General features: G+C 71.9%; 14 protein-coding genes. 2 read left to right on the top strand and 12 right to left on the bottom strand.

Annotation, left to right across the window (positions count from 1 at the left end; all coding sequences use genetic code 11):
* Positions 1-167: 167 nt before the first annotated feature.
* Positions 168-1199 (top strand): DMT family transporter, encoded by a 1032-nt coding sequence (locus tag DVK44_RS31545; protein WP_181957573.1) that lies wholly within the window; start codon positions 168-170, stop codon positions 1197-1199.
* Here the strand turns inward: DVK44_RS31545 and DVK44_RS31540 are convergent.
* From DVK44_RS31540 to DVK44_RS31510, 7 genes are all read right to left on the bottom strand, one after another.
* Entirely contained in the window at positions 1080-2360 is a 1281-nt protein-coding gene (locus tag DVK44_RS31540; protein ID WP_114664033.1) for a transglycosylase family protein, read from the bottom strand. The genes DVK44_RS31545 and DVK44_RS31540 overlap by 120 nt on opposite strands.
* A gap of 300 nt (positions 2361-2660) precedes the next feature.
* Positions 2661-3608, bottom strand: coding sequence for a PfkB family carbohydrate kinase (locus DVK44_RS31535; RefSeq protein WP_114664032.1), 948 nt, complete (start codon positions 3606-3608; stop codon positions 2661-2663).
* Positions 3605-4594, bottom strand: a complete 990-nt coding sequence (locus tag DVK44_RS31530; protein WP_114664031.1) for a zinc-dependent alcohol dehydrogenase family protein — start codon at positions 4592-4594, stop codon at positions 3605-3607. The genes DVK44_RS31535 and DVK44_RS31530 overlap by 4 nt, the downstream gene beginning before the upstream one ends.
* Positions 4595-5494 (bottom strand): carbohydrate ABC transporter permease, encoded by a 900-nt coding sequence (locus tag DVK44_RS31525; RefSeq protein WP_114664030.1) that lies wholly within the window; start codon positions 5492-5494, stop codon positions 4595-4597. It abuts the gene before it with no gap.
* On the bottom strand, positions 5491-6477 hold the full coding sequence (locus tag DVK44_RS31520; RefSeq protein WP_114664029.1) for a carbohydrate ABC transporter permease: 987 nt from the start codon (positions 6475-6477) through the stop codon (positions 5491-5493). Before DVK44_RS31520 ends, DVK44_RS31525 begins: the two co-directional genes overlap by 4 nt.
* On the bottom strand, positions 6474-7832 hold the full coding sequence (locus tag DVK44_RS31515; protein ID WP_114664028.1) for an ABC transporter substrate-binding protein: 1359 nt from the start codon (positions 7830-7832) through the stop codon (positions 6474-6476). The genes DVK44_RS31520 and DVK44_RS31515 overlap by 4 nt, the downstream gene beginning before the upstream one ends.
* Before the next feature lie 129 nt (positions 7833-7961).
* Entirely contained in the window at positions 7962-8723 is a 762-nt protein-coding gene (locus DVK44_RS31510) for a DeoR/GlpR family DNA-binding transcription regulator (RefSeq protein ID WP_114664027.1), read from the bottom strand.
* 422 nt (positions 8724-9145) lie between these two features.
* Here DVK44_RS31510 and gndA point away from each other — a divergent pair, with 422 nt between their 5' ends.
* Positions 9146-10585: an NADP-dependent phosphogluconate dehydrogenase gene (gndA, locus tag DVK44_RS31505; protein ID WP_114664026.1), complete on the top strand. Its 1440-nt coding sequence runs from the start codon at positions 9146-9148 to the stop codon at positions 10583-10585.
* Positions 10586-10857: 272 nt separating this feature from the next.
* On the opposite strand, the gene DVK44_RS31495 is transcribed toward gndA, so the two are convergent.
* The 5 genes from DVK44_RS31495 to DVK44_RS31475 all read right to left on the bottom strand — a co-directional run bounded on the left by DVK44_RS31495 (position 10858) and on the right by DVK44_RS31475 (position 16949).
* Positions 10858-11601, bottom strand: coding sequence for an arylsulfatase (locus DVK44_RS31495; protein WP_228447446.1), 744 nt, complete (start codon positions 11599-11601; stop codon positions 10858-10860).
* Between the two features lie 384 nt (positions 11602-11985).
* Positions 11986-12549 carry a DoxX family protein gene (locus DVK44_RS31490; RefSeq protein ID WP_114664024.1) on the bottom strand — a complete coding sequence of 188 codons (564 nt, stop codon included), beginning with the start codon at positions 12547-12549 and terminating at the stop codon, positions 11986-11988.
* Positions 12550-12770: 221 nt separating this feature from the next.
* Complete coding sequence (gene yicI / locus DVK44_RS31485; protein ID WP_114664023.1) at positions 12771-15083, bottom strand: alpha-xylosidase; 2313 nt, start codon at positions 15081-15083, stop codon at positions 12771-12773.
* Positions 15084-15138: 55 nt separating this feature from the next.
* Complete coding sequence (locus DVK44_RS31480) at positions 15139-15990, bottom strand: carbohydrate ABC transporter permease (protein ID WP_408055374.1); 852 nt, start codon at positions 15988-15990, stop codon at positions 15139-15141.
* Entirely contained in the window at positions 15987-16949 is a 963-nt protein-coding gene (locus DVK44_RS31475; protein WP_114664022.1) for a carbohydrate ABC transporter permease, read from the bottom strand. The genes DVK44_RS31480 and DVK44_RS31475 overlap by 4 nt, the downstream gene beginning before the upstream one ends.
* Between the last annotated feature and the right edge of the window lie 4 nt (positions 16950-16953).

The following is a 16953-nucleotide window of genomic DNA, read 5'->3' as shown; positions in this document are numbered from 1 at the left end:
TTGGCATGACAACACGTCATTCCGCCAACGTCCAGTGCATGACAAGGATTGGTCCGTACCAATCGGGACCGGGGTTCCGCGCATCCCCCCTACTACGGAAGCAGTACGCCGAAATGACCTCTTGAGGACGACGACTGGACCGGCCCGGACAGGAGATCGTGGACGCCATGAGCGCACTTGCCCTGTCCGTCCTGCTGTCGCTGGTCTCCGCGATCGCCTACGCCTCCGGAGCGATCCTCCAGGAGCGGGTCGCGGCGGCCACCCCCGACCGGCCCTACGCCCCGCTCCACCACGCGGTGTGGTGGGCCGCCGTCTCCCTGAACGGGCTGGGGGCGCTGCTCCATGTCGTGGCGCTCGCGTACGGGCCGCTCAGCCTGGTGCAGCCGCTCGGCGCGCTCACCATCGTCTTCGCGCTGCCGCTGGCGGCGCTCTTCGTGGGCCGGCGGGCCGGGCGTACGGCGTGGCGCGGCGCGCTCCTGACGACCGCGGGCCTGGCCGGGCTGCTCGCGCTGACCGGTGACACCGACGACCACGTGGTGAGCGGGGGTGAGCGGCTGACGCTGGCCGCGGTGACCTTCGGCGCGGTGGGGCTGCTCTTCCTGGTCGCGCAGTTGGTGGGCCGGCCCGCGGTACGGAGCCTGCTGCTGGCCGGCGCGGCGGGCGCCGCGTTCGGTATCGGCTCGGTCTTCACGAAGGCCGTCGCCGTGGACTGGGCCGCGGACCGGCCCGCCCTGGGGCTGCCGAGCCTGGCCGTGATCGGGGTCCTCGCGGTCGCCGGCACACTGCTCTCGCAGGCGTCCTACCGGGGCGCCGGGCTGGCCGCGCCGCTGGCGACGGTCACCGTGATCAATCCGGTGGTGGCCGCGGTGGTGGGGGTCACGCTCTTCGACGAGGGGTTCCGGTACGGGCTGCTCGGTGCCGTGCTGGCGGTGGGCACCGGGGCGGTGACGGCGGCCGGGCTGGTCCTGCTCACCGTCGAGCGGCCGGTCCGGGCCGGCTCCGGCCGTACCGCCGGTGGTGTCCGTACGGCCGTCCGGGGCGCCGTGCCGGCGCCGCGCGGGCGCCGGGCGCGGGCGCGCTCAGAGGCGGACGCCGCCGGCCCGCAGGTAGGCGACGGGGTCGATGTCGGATCCGTAGCCGGGTCCCGTGCGCATCTCGAAGTGGAGATGCGGGCCCGTGCTGTTGCCGGTGGTTCCTGACCGGGCGATCCGCTGGCCGCCGCCGACCGTCTGTCCCTCGCGCACATTGAGCGCGGAGAGGTGCGCGTACTGGCTGTACTTGCCGTCCGCGTGCCGGATGACCACCTCGTAGCCGTACGCTCCCGCCCAGCCCGCCGAGACGACCTTTCCGGCGGCGACGGCCTTCACGGAGGTGCCGGTGGGGACGGGGAAGTCCACGCCGGTGTGGTAGCCGCTGGCCCAGGAGCCGGACTGGCGGTAGCGGGTGCCGGTGGTCGTCGAGGCGACCGGGGCGGTGAGCGTGCTGGTCTTCGCCGCCGCCGTGCTCTTCCCGGCGCTCGCGCCGGCCGTCCGCACGGGCGGCTCGGTGGCCCTGGGCTTCGTCTGCTGCTTGGGCTGCTGCTCGGTCTTGGCGGCCTGCTTCGGTACGGCGCTGCCCTTGACCGGGGCCCGGGTCTGGAGGACCAGCTTCTGGCCCGGGAAGATCAGGTCGGGGTCGGGGCCGATGAGCTTGCGGTTCTCCTCGTAGAGCCGCTGCCAGCCGCCCTTGACGGACTCCGAGACGGCGATCCCGGAGAGCGAGTCACCGCGCGCCACGGTGTAGCCCTCGCGGCGGGTCGGTACGGAGGTCGGGGAGGCGGCCTTCTTGGCGGCCTTCCGCTCGGCCTGCTTCGCGGCCCGCACGGCCTCGGCGGCCTGTTCGGTCTTCTTCGCGCTCTGCTCGGCGGCGCGCGTACTCCCGGCGGCGCTCCTGGCGGCGACGGTCCTCGGCGCGCTCCCGGTCGAGAGGTCGGGTGTCTCGCCGCCGCGTGTCAGTCCGGCCCGGACCGAGCAGGCGGGCCAGGCGCCGGGGCCCTGCCCCTTGAGCACCTTCTCCGCGATGGCGATCTGCTGGTCCTTGGTGGCGAGATCGGCGCGCGACGCGAAGCGCGCACCGCCGTACGCCTCCCAGGTGGACTGGGTGAACTGGAGGCCGCCGAAGTAGCCGTTACCGGTGTTGATCTGCCAGTTGTTGGTCGACTCGCAAGCCGCGACCTTCTCCCAGGTCTCCACCGACGCGCCGTGCGCGGTGGACGCCGCGAGGAGCGGCAGCGCCATGCCCGCGCCACCGGCGGTGACGGTCAGCGAGGCACGGTTGATACGGCTCGGCTGGTACCGGCGGTGCCGTCCGGTTGCGGCCATGGCTTGGCTCCCCCACTGGCTGTAGGACACGTCGCGTCCGGCCAACGTAAGGGCTCGGTAAGGATCGTGACAAGACCTCACCTCCGCCCGGACAACGCCCGGTCCGCTTCTCGCCGTTCAGCGTGCCACCCCGGGGCCCGGTGTGTCCGGCCGAGCCGGAAATTTCCCCCGGCGCCCCGGTGGACGTCCGGAGCCACCGCCCTGTCGTGAAGGGCGGTGGCTCCGGCCACCGGGGAGGCGGCCTCCACGGGCCCGGCCGGGTGATGTCGCCCGCCGGACCCCGTCGGTACCCGCCGCCCGTCAGTCCGAGCCGGGCAGCGGAAGAGTGGGCTCCGTACCGCTCCGCGCGCATACGGAGGCGGCGACGCGCGCCGCGAAGCCGAGCATCTCAGCCACCCGTTCACGGGCGAGACCGGCCGGGCCGGTCGCGCGGTCGACGTCGGCGGTGCTCAGCCAGTGCAGGACGCCGGTCATGAACGCGTCGCCCGCGCCGATGGTGTTGACCACCTCGACGGGGACGGCGGGGACGGAGACCGGCTCCGCGGTCCCGGCGTACGCCGTGCTGCCCTTCGCGCCCCGGGTGAGTACGACGAGCCGGCCCTCGGCCGCCAGCCGCCGGGCGCTCTCGTCCGGATCGCTGCCCGGCCAGAGTCCGGCCAGGTCCTCGTCGCTCGCCTTGACGACCTGGGCCAGCGCGCACAGCTCGCGCAGCCGGCGCCCGCCCGTCTCCGGGTCGATCGTCCGGTCCGTACGCAGATTGGGGTCCACGACCAGCAGGGAGTGCTCCGCTCCGGCGCGCGCGGTGGCCAGCACGGCGTCGGCGGACGCGTCGACGGCCGCCGCGACCCCGCCCGCGTACACCACCGCGAACCGTCCGGCCTCGGCGGAGTGGTCCGGCAGCCGGAAGGTCGCCGTGTCCGCGAGGTGGAAGTGGTAGCCGGTGCCGTGCGGGCCCGGGTCGGCGACCGCGAGCGTCGTGGGCAGCTCCGAGCGCGCGCACAGCCCGAGTTCGGTGCCGGCAGAGACGAGCCACTCCTCGATCATCCGGGCGAACCCGTCGCCGCCGAGGGCGCCCGCGAACCAGCTGGGCGTGGCGAGCCGGGCCAGTCCGGCCGCGACATTGGCGGGCGCGCCGCCGGGCTGGGCCCGGTAGGTCCCCGGTCCGTCCGGCGACGGTACGAGGTCGATGAGCGCCTCCCCCGTCACCAGCACGGCGCCGGCCGGTACGGTCCGCTCCGCTCCGGTCACGGCTCGACCACGATCTTGCGGCCCTGGCCCGCCTTGAACTTCTCGATGGCCTGCGGGTACTGCTCCAGCGGCAGCCGGTCGCTGATGAAGACCGCCGGGTCGAGGACCCCGGCGGCGAAGAGCGCGGCGGCGCGCTCGTAGCTGTGCAGCACCGCCATGGAGCCGGTGATGGTGATCTCCTGGTTGTAGATGCGGTACGGCTCGATCACCGCGGTCGTCGCGTAGTCCGCGACGCCGAACTGGAGGAACGTACCGCCCTTGGCGACCCGGCCCAGACCGTCCTGGATGGCCCGGGCGTTGCCGGTGGCGTCGACGACGAGGTCCCAGCCGCCGGGCCGGTCGAACTCGTCGGCGGCGGCGGCCGAGTTCGAGCAGCCGAGCTTGACGGCGGTCGCGAGCCGCTCGGGGTTGACGTCCAGGATGTCCACGGAGGCGGCGCCGGTGCGCTTGGCGAGTTCGAGCATCATGAGCCCCATGGTGCCCGAGCCGTAGATCAGCACCTCGGCGCCCAGGTTCGACTTCAGCACGTCGTAGCCGCGTACGGCGCAGGACAGCGGCTCGATCAGCGCCGCGTCCCGGACGTCGACATGGTCGGGCAGCTTCACGCAGTTGGCGACGGGCGCGACGGCGTACTCGGCGGCGCCGCCCGGCTTGCTGACGCCGATCGCGTTCCACCGGTCGCAGAGGTTGCCGCGCCCGGTGCGGCAGTAGCGGCACTCGTGGCAGTAGAGCGACGGGTCGACGGCGACCTTGTCGCCGATCGCCAGCTCGGTCACCTCCGCGCCGATCCCGACGATCTCGCCGGCGAACTCGTGGCCGGGGACGATCGGCAGGGTGGGCGCGAACTCACCCTGGAGGATATGCAGGTCGGTACCGCAGATTCCGCACGCGGCGACGGACACCACCACGTCCCGAGGGCCTGGAGTCGGGTCGGGAACCGTCGTGACGGAGACCTTGCCGACGGCTTCGACGATCGCTGCCCTCATCTACTTCACTGCTCCAAGAGAAAGGCCCTGGACAAGCTTGTCCTGGGCGGCGAACCCCGCGGCGAGCACCGGCAGGGAGACGACGACGGACGCCGCGCACAGCTGGGCGAGGAAGAGGCCCTGGCTGGTCACGAAGCTCGTCAGGAACACGGGGGCGGTCTGGGCCGTCACGCCGGTCAGCACCCGGGCGAAGAGCAGCTCGTTCCAGCTGAAGATGAAGCAGATCAGCGAGGTCGCCGCGATCCCGGGCGCGGCCACCGGCGCCACCACCCGCAGCAGCACGGTCGGCAGCCGGGCGCCGTCCACCTGCGCCGCCTCGATGATGGAGACGGGTACGTCCGCGAGGAAGGACTGCATCATCCAGACGGCGATCGGCAGATTCATCGACGTGTAGAGGATGACCAGCAGCCAGATGTTGTCGAGCATCCCCGCGTTCTTCGCGAAGAGGTACACCGGCAGCAGCCCGGCGACCACCGGCAGCATCTTCGTGGAGAGGAAGAAGAACATGACGTCCGTCCACTTCTCCACCCGCTTGATGGAGAGCGCGTACGCCGCCGGGAGCGCCAGGACCAGCACGAACAGCGTGGAGAACAGCGACGCCATCAGGGAGTTGATCAGCGGCGGCCAGGGGCTGGCCCCGCCGCCCTCGCCGAAGAAGACCCGGTAGCTGTCCAGGGTGAGGGGCGCGGTGAGGGAGGGCGGGTTGGTCGCCGCGTCCGGCTCGGAGTGGAAGGAGGTCAGCAGCATCCAGAGCGCCGGCAGGCAGAAGACGATGCCGACGATCCAGGCCAGCAGGCCCAGTCCGGCGGAGCGGCGCCGGGCCCGGCGGGCGGCGGGGGCGTACTTGTCGACGCGGGGGCGCGTGGCGGCGGCGGTCTGCGGTACGGAGAGGGTGCTCATGCGCGGTTCGCCTCCTCACTGAAGAGGGACGAGACCACCCGCAGGGCGAAGGTGGCGATCGCGATCGTGCCGATCACCACGACGACTCCGGCGGCGGAGGCCAGTCCGTACTCGTGAGCCTGGTAGAAGGTCTGGTAGATGGTGTACGGGAGGTTTGCCGTGCCGAGTCCGCCTGAGGTGAGGGTGAACACCGCGTCGAAGTTCTGCACGATGTAGATCGACCCGAGCAGGATCCCCAGCTCCAGATAGCGGCGCAGATGCGGCAGGGTCAGATGGCGGAAGGTCTGCCAGGCCGTCGCGCCGTCCAGCTTGGCCGCCTCCATGATCTCGGCGGGCCGGCTCTGGAGTCCGGCGAGCAGGATGAGCATCATGAACGGGGTCCACTGCCAGACCAGGGCGGTCTCGACGGCGATCAGCGGCATGTCCGAGATCCAGTCGGGCTGGCCGGGGTTCTCCACCCCGAAGAGCCCGGTGAACCAGGCCCAGCCGCCGTTGAGCAGGCCGTACTCCGGGTTGTAGAGCACGTGCTTCCACATCAGCGCCGCCGAGACGGGCACCAGCAGGAACGGGGTGATCAGCAGCGTCCGGACAAAGCCCCGGCCGAAGAACTTGCGGTCCAGCAGGAGCGCCAGCAGCAGTCCGAGGACCACGCTGACGACCACGACGGTCCCGGTGAGCAGGACCGTGGTGAAGACCGACTCGCGCAGACGCGCGTCGGTGAAAACCTCGCCGTAGTTGGACAGCCCCGCGAAGGCGCGGTCGTCGGGCGCGAGCGAGTTCCAGTCGAACAGCGAGATCACCAGGGTCGCCACGAAGGGCAGCTGGGTGACGGCGATCAGGAAGATCAGGGCGGGCAGCAGGGGCGCCCGGGTGGCCCAGGCGCGGGCGCGCCGCCCGGGGGCGCCCCCGCCGGCGCGTCGGGGCGCGGGAGCGCCCGACACGTCGGCGGGGGACTGGGGGGCCGTACTGACGGAGGTACTCACCGCTGCTTCTCGCCCACCTTCTCGGCGAGCGCCTGCGAGATCTTCAGGGCCTCGTCGACGGACTTCTTGCCGGCGATGGCGGCGCTGATCTCCTGGGAGACCTTGGTGCCCAGGTCGGTGAAGTCGGGGATGCCGACGAACTGGATACCGGCCGCCGGGCGGGGCTGGGTGCCGGGGTCCTTCGGGTTGGCGCTGGCGATGGCCTCCTTGGTGACCTCGGCGAACGCCCCGGCCTCCTTCAGATAGTCGGCGTTGGCGTAGGTGGAGGCGCGCTTGCCGGCCGGCACGCTGGACCAGCCGATCTTCTCGCCGACCAGCTCCTCGTACTCCTTGCTGGACGCCCAGGAGATGAACTTCCAGGCGCTGTCGGTCTTCTTGGACGCCTTCTGCATGCCCCAGGCCCAGGTGTAGAGCCAGCCGGAGCTGTCCGTCTTGTCGACGGGGGCCGGTACGTAGCCCATCTTGCCCTTGACCGGGGAGTCCTTGGCCTCCAGCGATCCGGCGCCGGCGGTGGCGTCGTACCACATGGCCGAGTGGCCCTGGGTCATGTTGTTGAGGCACTCGGCGTAGCCGGCCTGCGGGGCTCCTGCCTCACCGTGCTCGCGGACCAGGTCCACGTAGAACTTGGTGGCCTTCTTGAACTCCGGGGAGGTGAGCTGGGCCTCCCAGTCCTCGTTGAACCAGGTGCCGCCCATGGTGTTGACGACGGTGGTCAGCGGGGCGATGACCTCGCCCCAGCCGGGCAGACCGCGCAGACAGATACCGCGCATGCCCTTCTCGGCGCCGTCGACCTTGGCGGCGAGGTCGGCGACCTCCTGCCAGGTGGGCTTGTCCGGCATCGTCAGGTTCTTCGCGGCGAAGACGTCCTTGCGGTACATCAGGAAGGACGACTCGCCGTAGAAGGGCTGGCCGTAGAGCTTGCCGTCCGCGGCGGTCAGGGAGTCGCTCAGCGGCGGGAGGATGTCCGCCTGGTCGAAGTCCTTGTCCTGCTCGGTGTACTCGTCCAGCGCGTGGAGCCAGCCGTTCTTCGCGAAGAACGGCACCTCGAAGTTGCTGATGGTGGCCACGTCGTACTGGCCGGCCTGGTTGGCGAAGTCCTGGCTGATCTTGTCGCGGACGTCGTTCTCCGGCAGGACCGAGAAGTTGACCTTGATGCCGGTCTCCTTCGTGAAGTTGTCCGCGGTCAGCTTCTGCAACTCGACCATCTGCGGGTTGTTCACCATGAGCACGTTGAGTGTCTCGCCTCCTCCGGAGGAGGAGGCACCGCCCGCGCCGCTGCACCCCGCGAGGAGGCCCACCAGGGCCGCGCCCGCACCCACTGCGCGGATTCCACGTCGTCTTTGCTGGAGGGGCATGAGATCTCTCCTGATCATTCGTTACGGAAGGGTCCGGGCGCCGCTGACCCTCCTCCGGCCCCGGAGGGCACGGCGGCGGACACGGCGATGGAGTGGAAGGGGGGGCGGGGCCTCGGCGGGCCGCCCGGTTCAGACGCGGATGACCTGCGGTCCGAGCAGCGAGTAGCGCTGGGCCTCGGCCGAGGGGAGTCCGGCGTCGGTGACGATCGTCTCGAAATCACCCACACCGGCGAAGCGGCAGAAGCTGACCGCGCCGAACTTCGTGTGGATACCGGCGAAGACCCGGCGCCGGGCGCTCCGCATGGCCTGCGCCTTCACTTCGCTGACGGCCGGGTCGGGGGTGGTGAGGCCGTACTCGCGGGAGATCCCGTTGGCTCCGACGTACGCCAGGTCGATGACGAACTCGGAGAGCATCCGGGTGGTCCAGTGGTCGACGGTGGCCATGGTGGAGCCGCGGACCCGGCCGCCGAGCAGCAGTACGGCGATCTTCTCGGCGTCGGCGAGCGCGGTAGCGACGGCCAGGGAGGCGGTGACGACGGTCAGCGGCCGGTCGCGCGGCAGCGCCTCGGCGACGAGCTGGGGGGTGAACCCCTCGTCGACGAAGACGGTCTCCGCGTCACCGAGGAGATCGGCGGCGGCGGCCGCGATCCGGGACTTCTGGGGGACGAGCCGGGTGGTCCGCACCGCGAGGGTCGTTTCAAAACCCGCGCTCTCCACCGGGTAGGCACCGCCGTGGGTGCGCCGGACGAGGCCGTGCCCCTCAAGGGCGTGCAGATCACGCCGTACGGTCTCCTTGGCGACCCCGAGCTTCGCGGCGAGCGCGGTCACTTCCACTGACCCGTCACGGCGGGCGATCTCAAGAATTTCTCGTCGGCGTTCGTCGGTGTCCACGACAACACACTTCCCTGCTTGCTGCGGCTCAGCACCCGTTCGGGCTCATGCGTCGTTTGTACAAGCAAGGGACCGGCTGCGACCAGGCTCTTCACGGCATCTACTGTGACCGTTCATGCCCGTTTGACGAAGTACGAGTGCGCAGGTCAGCCGAGAGGAAGGGGGCGGTGTTGCGCGGATCACTGCCCGGTTCCCGCGATACGGGCGCCCGGTCGGTGCCCGTATCGGTCAGCCTGTTCCCGGGAAGCGGAGCCCGTATGCCGGTGAGACCGAAAAACCCCGGAGCCCGGAATGCGATAGCTTCCGGGGCACTTGACCATGGGTGAACGGCCGTGTTCAGCAGTACGTATTCCTTCGCGGAGCACGGCAAGCACACAGCACAGTCGGCACAGCAACAACCGACGGATACCAGGAGCACACGCATGAGTGGTACTGCCCAGATCGGCGTCACGGGGCTCGCGGTGATGGGCCGCAACCTCGCCAGGAACTTCGCGCGCAACGGCTTCACCGTCGCTCTGCACAACCGCACCGCGTCCAAGACCCGTGCCCTGGCGGACGAGTTCGGCGACGAGGGTACGTTCATCGCCGCCGAGTCGGCCGAGGAGTTCGTCGCGGCGCTGGAGCGGCCCCGCCGCCTGATCATCATGGTGAAGGCCGGCGACCCCACGGACGCGGTCATCGAGGAGTTCGCGCCGCTGCTCGAAGAGGGCGACGTCATCATCGACGGCGGCAACGCGCACTTCGCGGACACCCGCCGCCGGGAGAAGGACCTGCGCGAGCGCGGCATCCACTTCGTCGGCGTCGGCATCTCCGGCGGCGAGGAGGGCGCGCTGCACGGCCCGAGCATCATGCCGGGCGGCTCGCCCGAGTCGTACGCCTCGCTCGGCCCGCTGCTGGAGCGGATCGCCGGCAAGGCGAAGGACGGCACGCCGTGCTCCACGCACATCGGCCCCGACGGCGCCGGTCACTTCGTGAAGATGGTGCACAACGGCATCGAGTACGCCGACATGCAGCTGATCGCCGAGGCGTACCACCTGCTGCGCTCGGTGGCCGGCTACTCCCCCGCGAAGATCGCCGAGACGTTCCGGACCTGGAACACGGGCCGGCTCGACTCGTATCTGATCGAGATCACCGCGGAGGTGCTCGCCCATACGGATGAGGCCACCGGCAAGCCCTTCGTGGATGTCGTGGTCGACCAGGCCGAGCAGAAGGGCACCGGCCGCTGGACCGTGCAGATCGCGCTCGACCTGGGCGTCCCGGTCTCCGGTATCGCCGAGGCCGTCTTCGCCCGCTCGCTCTCCGGCCACGCCGCGCTGCGCGAGGCGTCGGCGTCGCTGCCGGGCCCGGTGGCGGCCCCGCTGAGCGAGGCGGAGGCGGAGCGCTTCGCCGGCCAGGTCGAGCAGGCGCTGTACGCGTCGAAGATCGTGTCGTACACCCAGGGCTTCCACCAGATCCAGGCGGGCAGCGAGGAGTACGGCTGGAACGTCGACCTGGGGGCGGTCGCGTCGATCTGGCGCGAGGGCTGCATCATCCGCGCGGCGTTCCTGGACCGGATCCGCGAGGCGTACGACACGCGCGCCGACCTGCCGAGCCTGCTCTCCGACAAGCAGTTCGCCGAGGAGATCGGCGCGGCGCAGGAGGACTGGCGCGCGGTGGTCGCCGCCGCCGTCCACCAGGGCGTGCCGACGCCGGGCTTCGCCGCCTCGCTCTCGTACTACGACGCGCTGCGCGCCGAGCGGCTGCCGGCCGCGCTGACCCAGGGGCAGCGCGACTTCTTCGGGGCGCACACCTACCGCCGTACGGACCGCGAGGGCTCGTTCCACACCCTGTGGGGCGGGGACCGCAGCGAGGTCACCGGCTGATCACGCACCCGGCCGGGAACGGGCCGCGGCGGGACCGCTCAGCGGTCGCGCGGCGGCCCGTTCCGCGTTCCCGGACCGCGTTTAGACCGGTCCGGGCAGGGGCTCGGGCTCCGGTGGCGGGAGCGGGGCGGGGCCGGGGCCCGGCGGTGACGGCACCGGGTCGGGCCCGGGAATGGGCGCCGGACCGGGCGGCGAGGGCACCGGCGAGGGGCCGGGCCCGGGGCCCGGCGGCGGGGTGGGCGACGGCGGTACGGGGTCGGGGAAGGTGCCGGTCATTCCTCTCCTCCAGGGGTACGGGGCGCGGGCCCGGAGCGGCCCGCACGGCGCACGGGAGCCGTGCGTTCCCAATGTCCCCCGGAGCGCGCGCCCCCGCGCGCCGGATCCCGCGTGGCGCGCACGGCGGCGGCGAGTCCTGTGCGGGGCGCGGCGAGCACGGTGACCTCGCCGGTGACCCGCGCGGCGGCGGCCGCCATCGACGCCTGGGCGAGGACGACCACCGCCGGGGGCGGGATCCGGTCGACGGCGGCGGCCACGGCGGCGAGATATCCGTCCTGGTCACCGGCCTCGAACAGCTCCCAGGCCCCCTCGACGAACACGGTGCTCAGCAACGGACCGGGCTCCCGCCGCTGCCGCGCCGCCTCGTCACGGACGAGGTCGGCGGTCGGACCCAGGGTGCTCGCCACGGTGGCGACGACCACGACCCGCCCGGCCGCCGCCGCGACTCCGGCCATCGGCCGGTCGACACGCAGCACGGGCACCCCGAGGGCGGGCGCGGCCCGCTCGGCGATGTCCCCGATGGTCGAGCAGGTGCACAGCACCGCCGTAGCCCCCTCGTCCACGGCCCGCGCGAGCACGGCCCCGACCTCGGCGACGACCGCCCCGGGCCCCTCGGCCCGGGCCCGGGCGAGCAGCTCCTCGTGGACGAGATGCCGGAGGACGACGCCGGGGTGCTCGGCGTCCCTGAGGGCGTCGAAAGCCGCGACATGGACCGGCGAGGTGTGCAGCAGGGTGAGCATCCCGCGAGGCTAGGGCGTGTTTCGAAAGTAGCGCCGTCCGCCCGGAGGGCGGGCCTGGCGGCGTCTGGTGCGTGCGATCGCAAGGCGGAGGGTCGCCCCAGTACTGGACGTACTGGGGCGATCCCGACAACGCCGCGAGCGTGCGTGCCAGGCGTCGCCAGGCAGGCGGGACTTTCGAAACACGCCCTAGCGCCCGCTGCGCTGGACAACCCCGGCCGAGGCCCGGCGCGCGTCCCCGCGGCGGTGCGCTCCTCGGGGCAGACGCTGTCGGTCGCGGCACTGGGGCGTGCGGCGAACGGAGCGCTGTCCTCTGGGCGTCCGGTGCGAGTGCTTTCGCAGCGCGTCCCGGCCGCGGCGGGAGCGGCGCCGCGCGCCGCGGGGCCGTCAGGTGTCGGACGGCGGTGTGTCTTCCGGCGGGGCGTCGGTCGCCGGGCCCGCTGCCGCCGCCAGTCCCCTGGCGCGCTTCTGGATGATCGCCGCCGCCGCGACGGCGCTCGCCGCGAAGGCGACGGGGACCATCCAGCGCTGGTCGAGGCGGTGGCAGGTGGCGTGGTCGAGGGAGAAGCGGCCGGCCCCCATCAGTCCGATGGACGCGGCGGTCCAGCCGAGGAAGGCGGGATACTCGAAGCCGCCCGACTGGGCGAAGAACCCGTTGGGCGCGTGCACCGCCGCCGCCCCGGCCATGCCGCCCGCGGCGGCGGCGCCCGCGGCGGGCGTGGCCAGCCCGAGCGCCAGCAGCACCCCGCCGCCCGCCTCGGCGAGACCGGCCGCGACGGCGCTCTGGCGGGCCGGGTGGAAGCCCATGGCCGCCATCCCCTGCGCGGTGCCCTCGATCCCCCCGCCGCCGAACCAGCCGAGGAGCTTCTGGGTGCCGTGCGCGGCGAGCACCCCTCCGGTGCCTAGCCGCAGGGCGAGCAGGCCGAGGTCGCGTCGGGTGTGACAGGTCATGGCGGGCTCCGGGGGCTGGTCTGGGCATCGGGCGGGCGGGGCACGGCGTACGCGGGCGTACCCAGCACAGGGGCGCGCGGGTATGCGTACGTACGTGTCCCACTCTCGGCGGCCCGGCCCGCGAGGGGAGAGCGTTGCTGGGCCGTACGGGTCCCAGAGCGCCCAGCCTCCCCCTCCCCCGGTGGTGCCGGTGCGCGCGGGCGCCGGCACCACCCCGGGGGTCACGGCCGGGGGACGGCCAGCCGGTGGGTGCCCGCCGCGCAGGTGTACACCGCGCCGAGCGGGTCCTCTGCGCCCCCGGCGCCCGTGGCCGCGCCGGCGAGCTGGACCCGCCAGGGCAGGTCGCTCGTGGTCTCGACGACGATCTCCGTGTCCGTGCACGTCGTGGTGAAGACCGCCGCGTCGCCGGTGCCGTCCGGCGCGGGGACCGCGGTCACCGTCTCGCCGGGCACCGGCGCGTACACCCGTAGCGTCACCCCGTCCGCCCAGTCGTACACCGGCTCCTCGTCCACCGCGCCGAAGGGGACCACCGCGCCCGGCCGGACCAGCAGCGGCAGGGTGTCGAAGCCGTGCGTCTCGCGGCGCCAGCCGGGACCCCGTACCTCCTCGCCGGTGAGGAGATGCGTCCAGGTGCCCTCGGGGACGTAGTAGTCGACGGTGCCGTCCTCGGTGAAGACGGGCGCCACCAGCAGATCGTCGCCGAGCATGTACTGCCGGTCGAGCGGATGGCAGGCCGGGTCGCCGGGGAAGGCCAGCACCATCGCCCGCATCACCGGCGTACCGGACTCCCTCGCCTGGAGCGCCGCGCGGTAGAGGTACGGCATGAGCCGGTGCTTGAGCCGGGTGAAGGAGCGGGTGACGGCGACGGCCTCGTCCCCGTAGTCCCACGGCACCCGGTACGACTTGGAGCCGTGCAGCCTGCTGTGCGAGGAGAGCAGCCCGAACTGCACCCAGCGCTTGAAGACGGCGGGCGTGGGCGTGCCCTCGAACCCGCCGATGTCATGGCTCCAGAAGCCGAAGCCGGAGAGCCCGAGGGAGAGTCCGCCGCGCAGCGACTCGGCCATCGCCTCGAACGTCGACTCGCAGTCGCCGCCCCAGTGCACCGGCAGCCGCTGCCCGCCGGCGGTGGCGGAGCGGGCGAAGACCACGGCCTCGCCCTCGCCGCGCTCCTCGCGCAGCAGGTCGAAGACGGTCTCGTTGTAGAGCTGTGTGTAGTAGTTGTGCATCCGCTCCGGGTCGGATCCGTCGTGCCAGACGACCTCGACCGGCACCCGCTCGCCGAAGTCGGTCTTGAAGCAGTCGACGCCCTGGTCGAGCAGGGCGCGCAGCTTGTCCGCGTACCAGGCGCGGGCGGCCGGGCTGGTGAAGTCGACCAGCGCCATGCCGGGCTGCCAGCGGTCCCACTGCCAGACGTCGCCGTCGGGCTTCCTGAGCAGATGCCCGGCGGCCATCCCCTCGGCGAAGAGCGCGGACTTCTGCGCGATGTACGGATTGATCCAGACGCAGACGCGCAGCCCGCGCTCCTTGAGGCGGGCGATCATGCCCTCGGGGTCGGGGAAGACGTCCGGGTCCCAGACGAAGTCGCTCCACTGGTACTCGCGCATCCAGAAGCAGTCGAAGTGGAAGACGCTGAGGGGGATCTCGGCGTCCTCCATGCCCTGGACGAAGCGGTTGACCGTCGTCTCGTCGTAGGAGGTGGTGAAGGAGGTGGAGAGCCACAGGCCGAAGGACCAGGCGGGCGGCAGCGCGGGGCGGCCGGTGAGCGCCGTGTAGCGGGCGAGGATCTCGCGGGGGCCGGGGCCGTGGATGACGAAGAACTCCAGGCTCTGGTCCTCGACGCTGAACTGGACACGGCCGACGGTCTCCGAGCCCACCTCGTACGAGACCCGGCCCGGATGGTTGACGAAGACGCCGTATCCGCGGGTGGTGAGATGGAACGGGATGTTCTTGTACGCCTGCTCGCTGTTGGTGCCGCCGTCGGCCTGCCAGATGTCGACGCTCTGGCCGTTCTTGACGAACGGGGTGAAGCGCTCACCGAGCCCGTACACGCTCTCGCCGACCCCGAGTGTGTGCTGCGCGAGCATGAAGTGCCGGCCGTCGGCGTCGGTGGCGAAGCCGGCGCCGCGCGCGCCGATCGAGGTGAGGGTCCGGCCGTCGGCGGTGAAGTCCAGCTGCCAGGGGGCGTCGGTGTCGGTGCGCAGGGTGAGCGGGCCGGAGACCAGCTCGACGGTGGAGCCCTCGCGGACCGTCTTGGCGTGGCCGCCGCTCTCCGTACCGGTACGGAGGGCGAACTCCGGTGTGCGCGGGGCCCGGCCGCCGTGGTGGGTGACGCGGACGCCGATGACCCCTTCGGCGGGCGACCAGCACTCCACCGTGAGCAGGGGGCTGTTGAGGGTGTCGCCGCGGTGTGTCACCTTGCCGACCGGTGCGTAGAGGGTGACCCGGTCGTCGGTGACGACGGCGTCGGCCACGGAAACCGCGTGGCGCGTGGTGACACCGGGGCGCATCAGCCAGTACCCGTCGGTGAACTTCATCTGTGCTCCTGCTTCTGCTCGTGGCTGCGGATGTGGGGGGTGTGGGAGGGGCCGGCTATTTCACGGAGCCGCCGGTGATGCCCGCGGCGACGTACTTCTGTGCCACCACCAGCAGGATCGCGGCGGGCACGGCGGAGACCACGGCGGTCGCCATGACCGCTCCCCAGTCGCTGACGTGCGCGCCGATGTACTCGTACATGCTCAGCGTGATCGGTTTGACGTCGTCGGTGGTGTTGAGGGTCAGCGCGAACACGAAGTCGGACCAGGCGAAGAGGAAGGTGAACAGGCCGGCGGTGATCAGCGCGTTGCGGCTCATCGGCAGCACGATACGCACGAACGCGGTGAATCGATTCGCACCGTCGACGAGTGCCGCCTCCACCACCTCGCCGGGGATCGACACCATGAACGCCCGCAGCAGCACGATGGCGAACGGCAGGCCCAGGGAGGCGTCCGCGAGGATCAGTCCCAGCAGGGAGTTGACCAGCCCGAGATCGACATAGGCGCTGTAGAGGGCGTTGGCGATGACGATGCCCGGCACCATCTGGGTGATCAGGGTGGCGAACACCATGGCCCGGCCGCCGCGCAGCCGGAACTGGGCCAGCGCGTACGACGCGGGCGCGGCCAGCAGCAGACAGACGACGACCGCGCCGAGCGCGACGACCAGGCTCGTCACCAGCGAGCCGCCCTGGCTGCTCAGGGCGCGCTGGAAGTTGTCCCAGCCGCCCGAGGTGGGCAGCCAGCGGGTGGCGGCGAGGCTCTCGCCGGGCTGGAGGGCGATGTTGAGCATCCAGTACAGCGGGAAGAGCAGGACGGCGAGGATCGCCAGCGCGGCGGCGGTGTGGACCGCGCGGCGGGAGCTGGCGGTCAACGGGCTGACGAGAGGGGCGCGAGTGGGCACGGCGGTCACTTCCCCTGTCCGAAGTCGGAGCGGTTGGCGCGCAGATAGAGCACGGCGAAGACCGCGCTGACCAGGACGAGGACATTGCCGACCACCGCTCCCTGGCCGAAGTCCAGCTGCTGGAAGGAGAGTTGGTACGTGACCGTGCCCAGGGTCTGGGTGGAGTCGGCGGGGCCGCCGCCGGTGAGCGCGAGGATCAGATCGAGGATCTTCACCGTCGACATGAAGCCGAGGATCAGGACGACGGTGACGACCGGGCGCAGCAGCGGCAGGGTGACACTGCGGAACGTACGCCAGGCACCGGCGCCGTCGAGCGCGGCGGCCTCGCGCAGCTCGCGGGGGATCTCCTGGAGCCCGCCGTACAGGATCACCATGTTGAACGGGATGCCGATCCAGATGTTGACCAGGATCGCGGCCAGCAGGGCCAGGTCCGGGCTGCTCAGCCAGGGGACGGCGGACGAGGTGAGGTGCAGGTCCATCAGCAGTGTGTTGATCACGCCGCTCTCCTGGTCGAGGAGCTTCCGCCAGACGACGGCGGAGACGACCATGGGCACCAGCCAGGGCAGCAGCAGGACCGCCCGGACGACGCCGGAGAGCGGGAAGCGGCGGGAGAAGAAGACGGCGAGCGCGAGCCCGAGGACGAACTGCCCGAGCAGGGAGCCGACGGTGAAGACGAGGGTGTGTCCGAGCGAGTCCACGAAGAGCGGGTTGCGGAACACGGCGCGCCAGTTGTCGAGGCCGTTGAAGGGCGACTCGCCGGTGAAGAAGGTGTGCGGTGTGTAGTGCTGGAAGCTCATCAGGATGTTGCGGACGAGCGGATAGCCGAAGAAGGCCAGCAGATAGAGGGCGGCGGGCGCGACGAAGCACCAGCGCAGCAGGGTGGCGCGGCGGCGCCGGCGGGCGGCGGTGTCCGGCGCGGGGTGTCCGGCCGGGGCGGGGGCGGCGGCGGTGGTGACGGTGGTGGTCATGGCG

It is taken from the genome of Streptomyces paludis (assembly GCF_003344965.1).
Classification (GTDB): Bacteria; Actinomycetota; Actinomycetes; order Streptomycetales; family Streptomycetaceae; genus Streptomyces; species Streptomyces paludis.
Note: the sequence above shows the minus strand (reverse complement) of the source record. Positions and strands in the feature narration are given on the sequence as shown.